The sequence below is a fragment of the Trebonia sp. genome, from assembly GCF_030042015.1.
Classification (GTDB): domain Bacteria; phylum Actinomycetota; class Actinomycetes; order Streptosporangiales; family Streptosporangiaceae; genus Trebonia.
The window spans coordinates 1-4,787 of sequence record NZ_JASIAL010000199.1 but is presented as its reverse complement, the minus strand read 5'-3'; the positions used below and the strand labels follow the sequence as shown (position 1 = coordinate 4,787).

At 71.7% G+C, this 4,787-nt stretch carries 3 protein-coding genes and 1 pseudogene; 3 read left to right on the top strand and 1 reads right to left on the bottom strand.

Features of this window, described 5'->3' with window-relative positions:
• The 3 genes and pseudogenes from Q1N79_RS10145 to Q1N79_RS10135 form a co-directional block, all read left to right on the top strand.
• Window positions 1-632 (top strand): annotated as a pseudogene (locus tag Q1N79_RS10145) (hypothetical protein); the annotation flags it as partial.
• 92 nt (window positions 633-724) lie between these two features.
• Window positions 725-2,122 carry an MFS transporter gene (locus Q1N79_RS10140; protein WP_300607339.1) on the top strand — a complete coding sequence of 466 codons (1,398 nt, stop codon included), beginning with the start codon at window positions 725-727 and terminating at the stop codon, window positions 2,120-2,122.
• Between the two features lie 908 nt (window positions 2,123-3,030).
• Entirely contained in the window at window positions 3,031-4,419 is a 1,389-nt protein-coding gene (locus Q1N79_RS10135) for a GGDEF domain-containing protein (RefSeq protein ID WP_300607337.1), read from the top strand.
• Here the strand turns inward: Q1N79_RS10135 and Q1N79_RS10130 are convergent.
• Window positions 4,362-4,787: hypothetical protein (locus tag Q1N79_RS10130; protein WP_300607335.1), on the bottom strand; the 426-nt coding region annotated here is incomplete at its 5' end. The two genes, Q1N79_RS10135 and Q1N79_RS10130, sit on opposite strands and share 58 nt — an antisense overlap.

The window sequence follows — 4,787 nt, the reverse complement described above, 5'->3', positions numbered from 1 at the left end:
TCGAGGTGCGGGCGGCGCAGGCGCCGCCATGGCACCCGGGCCGGTGCGCGGGGCTTTACGTGCGCGCGGTCACGCCCGAGGAGGCCACGACCGCCGGCGCGGACGCCGGTCCTGACGCCGGTCCTGACCCCGGTCCTGACGCCGGTCCTGGCGCCGGTCCGGGCGGAGCGGACGGGGCGACCGATCCGGGCGGGGCGCGTGAGTGGCTGGCGGGGCACGCGGGCGAGCTGCATCCGCGGGTGGTGGCCGCGTACGGCCTGCCGCCGCGTACCTGCGCGCTCGAGCTCGACTTCGCCGTGCTCGCGGTCGCGGCCGAGGCCAGCACGGTCCACGGGCCGTCGCTGTCGGCCTTCCCGCTGGCGACCCAGGACGTGGCCCTCGTGGTGCCGGCCGGCGTGCCGTCGGCGGACGTGGCGGCGGCGCTGACCGCCGGGGCGGGTGACCTGCTTGAGGACGTCCGGCTGTTCGACGTCTACACCGGCGCCCAGCTCGGCGCGGACCGCAAGTCGCTGGCCTACACGCTGCGCTTCCGTGCCAAGGACCGGACGCTCACCGTGGCCGAGACAACGGCCGCGCGGGACGCGGCGGTGGCTGAGGCCGCACGTAGGGTCGGCGCCGTACCGCGCGCTTAGTCGGGGTAAAGTGCCCGGTTTTGTCCGTATCTGCTAACGTCTCGAAATACTTATCACGATCGTTTGCAATGTGCGGATTTGCGGTGCATCATGTGACGTCGAAGATCGTCGATCTGACGGCCACGGAGGGTCACATCACTGTTCGAGCACCGGCTGCGGGGCACGCGCCCGAGCACGCCGCGCACCCGACCTACCGAGACGTGTTCGGCATCGCCGAGTTCCGCGCGCTCTGGCTCGCCCAGCTCGTCTCGGTGGTCGGTGACCAGCTTGCCCGGGTCGCGCTGACCGTCCTCGTGTACGACAGGACAAGGTCGGCGCTGCTCGCGGCGGTGACGTTCATGCTCAGCGTGGTGCCGGTCTTCGTCGGCGGCGTGACGCTTGCCGGCCTGGCGGACAGGTTCTCGCGGCGCGGGGTGATGATCGCTTGCGACGCGTTCCGGTGCGCGCTCGTCGTGCTCATGGCGCTGCCCGGGGTGCCGCTCGCGGTGCTCGTGACGCTGCTGGCCGTGGTGACGCTGGCCAGCGCGCCGTTCACCGCGGCGCGAGCCGCCATCTACCCGGACGTCCTGGCGGGGGAGAAGTACGCGGCAGGCACGGCGATCACGCTGACCACCAACCAGTTCGCCCAGGTGGCCGGGTTCGCGGCCGGCGGGGCTGCCGTGGGGCTCCTCGGCGTCCGCAGCTCGCTGATCGTCGACGCGGCCACGTACGCGGCGTCAGCGGTCATCGTGCGCTGCTGGGTGCGGGCACGGCCCCATCCCCCGCAAGCGAAGCCGGCGGCGCGGCCCGCAGCGGCGGGACCTGAGGCGGCGGGACCTGAGGCGGGACCTGAGGCGGCGGGGCCAGCAGCGGCGGGGCCAGCAGCCGGGCAGGAGCCTGCCAGCCCCGCCGCCGACGGCTTCATCGGCGCGACGCTGATGGTGCTGCGCTCTCCCGCGACGCGGCTGCCGATGCTCTTCGGCTGGCTGGCCGCGTTCTACAACGCCGCCGAGGGCGTCGCGGCCCCGCTGGGCGCGAGCTTCGGCGGCGGCGCCCTCACGGTGGGCGCGATCCTGGCCGCCCAGGCCCTCGGCGAGACGGTGGGCATGCTCGCCTTCGGCCGCCTGGTTCGGCCCGCGACGCGGCTGCGCCTGATGGGCCCGCTCGCGGTCGCCACCTGCGGTGTCCTGATCCTGTTCGCCGCGGGCCCCGCGCTGGCCGCCGCGCTGGCGATCCTCTTCGCCTCGGGGGCCTTCGGTGCCTACCAGATCGCGGCCAACGCGGCGTTCGTCAGCGCGGTGCCCGGGGCACGACGTGCCCGGGCGTTCGGGCTCGCGCAAGGCGGCATGAGCCTGGGTCAGGGGACGATCATGGTGCTGGCGGGTGCCGCCGCGCTGCACTTTGCCCCGGCGACGGTCGTCGCGGTAGCAGGCGCGGCAGGCGCCCTGTGTGCCGCGGGTGTCGCGGCGAGTTGGATGCGGTCGCGGAAGGCAGCCGCGCCCGGCGATTGACTGTCACTCAGCCGTCACGCCCGGCCGCGTTCCGTCGGCCGATGGTAGCCGAATGTCACGCCCAGCCAGTGGTGGTCATGTCCTTACTCCTTCCGGGTCGGCGGGTCGCTGCGTCCTGCGTGTGTGCTCTTACGCCCAGCCGGTGGTGGTCATGTCCCTCTCCTTTCGCCGCGGGGGGTCCGTCTGCCGTGTCTGCTGCTACGCCCAGCCGGTGGTGGTCATGTCCTTCTCCTTCCGGGTCAGCGGGTCGCTGCGTCCTGCGTGTGTGCTCTTACGCCCAGCCGGTGGTGGTCATGTCCTTCTCCTTTCGCGTCGGCGGGTCGCTGCGTCCTGCGTGTGCTCTTACGCCCAGCCAGTGGTGGTCATGTCCTCCTCCTTCCGCTGCGGGGGGTCCGTCTGCCGTGTCTGCTGCTACGCCCAGCCAGTGGTCACTTCGTCCCCCTCTTGTCTGAAAAGTCCACCTTACGGAGTATTACACCTTATGCGGAGTAGTGGACCGTTTCCAAATGCTTGAATACGCAACATCCCCGTCAGTAGGGAATGGAAACGCACGCAGGTAACTATTCGGTTACAGTTAAGTGGCTGACAGGCGGCGCCCGGACGCTGCAAGCGCTTGCACCATCGGTGTTTCAGATGCTTGCGCGCCCCGTCCGGACGCGTCCGCGGGTGCGATCCGCTGGCAGCCAGTAGCCGTGTTTAGACATTTCGCACGTGAAATCTGTGACAATGTGGGGTTAGCACTGCACGTTGCGCAACCCGGCGTCTGGACCAGGATCCGCGACGGAATGCATCGCCAAAGCGAAGGAGGCCTGATGAATCACGCGCGCGGCACTGCGTCTTACCGTCGGTGCCCTCGCGTCGGTGATTGGGCCGTCTGGTCGCTGCCGAGGCCGCTTCGCGCGTTCGTCGTGCTCGTAGTCTGCGGATACCTGGCCTGGGTCTGCGTGGACGCGGCGCTGTTCCGGTTCTACCTGGAGGACCTGCTGCTGTTCGGCGCGCTGCTCGGGTGCGGCGCCGCCACGGTGGAACTGACCAGGCGCTCGAGCGAGCCAGCGGGCGTCGTGAAGGACGTCTACGCGGTGTGGGAACTCCCCGTCGTGATCCTGCTTCCCCCGCTGTACGCGCTGGTCGTCCCGGCGATCAGGCTCGCGCTGACGCAGTGGCGGGTGCGGCGGGCGCCGCTGTACCGACGCGTCTTCACCGCGTCGGCGATCGGCATCGCCTATGGCTCGGCATCGCTGGTGTACCACGGGATACTCCCCGTCGGGTGCCACCCGCGCGCCTACCTGTGGGCCCATGCCGACATGTGGCTCATGGCGGCCGCGCTGACCGGCCTCACCCAGTGGGTGGTGAACCAGGGCCTGGTGCTGACCGCGGTCAAGGCCGCGGACCCAGCCACCCGCATCAGGGACACGGTCCTGGGCGTGGAGCCGCTGCACAACGACGTGACCGAGCTGTGCGCCGCCCTGCTCGTCGCCCTGGGCATGACGGTCAGCTACGTCACGCTGATCATCGCGCTGCCGCTCGTCACCCTGCTGCAGCGGTCCTTCCGCCACACCCAGCTGCTCAACGAGGCCAGGGCGGACGCCAAGACCGGCCTGCTCAACGCGATGACATGGGATCGCGAGGCGGCGGCCGAAGTCGCCCGCGCGGTCCGCACCGGCTCCCCGCTCGCCGTGGCGCTCCTCGACCTGGACCGGTTCAAGCAGATCAACGACACCTACGGGCACCTGGTCGGCGACAATGTGCTCAGGCAGATCGCGACCACGATGACCCAGATACTTCGCGACTACGACCTCGCGGGCCGGTTCGGCGGCGAGGAGTTCGTGATGCTGCTCCCGCAAACGCGGGCGGTTGACGCGTTGCGTATCGCCGAACGGGTCCGCGCGCACATCTCGCAGCTGCCCATCTACTCAGGGGGCGCGGGCGGCGCGGCCGGGGCCGAGCGCGTGCCTGTGACCGTGTCCATCGGCGTGGCGGCCCTCGACGCAGGCTCGCGCCGCGAACTGACCGACCTGCTCGCCGCCGCCGACGCGGCGCTCTACCGGGCCAAGGCGTCCGGCCGGGACCAGGTGCAGATGATCAGCACGAGCCGCGGGCTCAGCGCGGTCCGTCCTCGCGCCGCCGACGACCTGCCACCGGACGGCGGCACGTTCACCCGCACCGCCGCGTTCACGGGCGGCGCGGGGATGCCGGAGATTGACGTGCGGCTCGACGCGGGGATGGCCGGGGGCGAGGCTCAGCTGCCTGCGGACGGCAGCGCGAGCACGGCGACCACCTCGGCGCTGGCCGTATGACACTGCGAGGCGTCGCCGGTCCGCAGCACCTGTGGCGTCGGGTACCCCTGGCAGGTCCAGCCGTTCACGGTGACCGGGGCGCCGCCGCCGTTGCCCGGCACCTCGCCCGCCCGCATCATCGCCGCGTAGGTGTCCTCGACGTGCAGTACCGCGGCGCAGTCCACGGTCCCCTTGGCCACCTTGATCACCACGGGCACGTTGGCGGCGGTGCGGGTCGTGCCGCAGGACGTACCCGGCGCGCCCGCAGCCGCGGCGGCGGACGAGCACGCCGCTAGGCCAGCGCCGGCCACGGCCACGACCGCGGCCATGACCGCCAGCCAGGCCGCGGCCTCTACCGCCGGCAAGCGGCGCGCCGGCCGGTTCGTCCT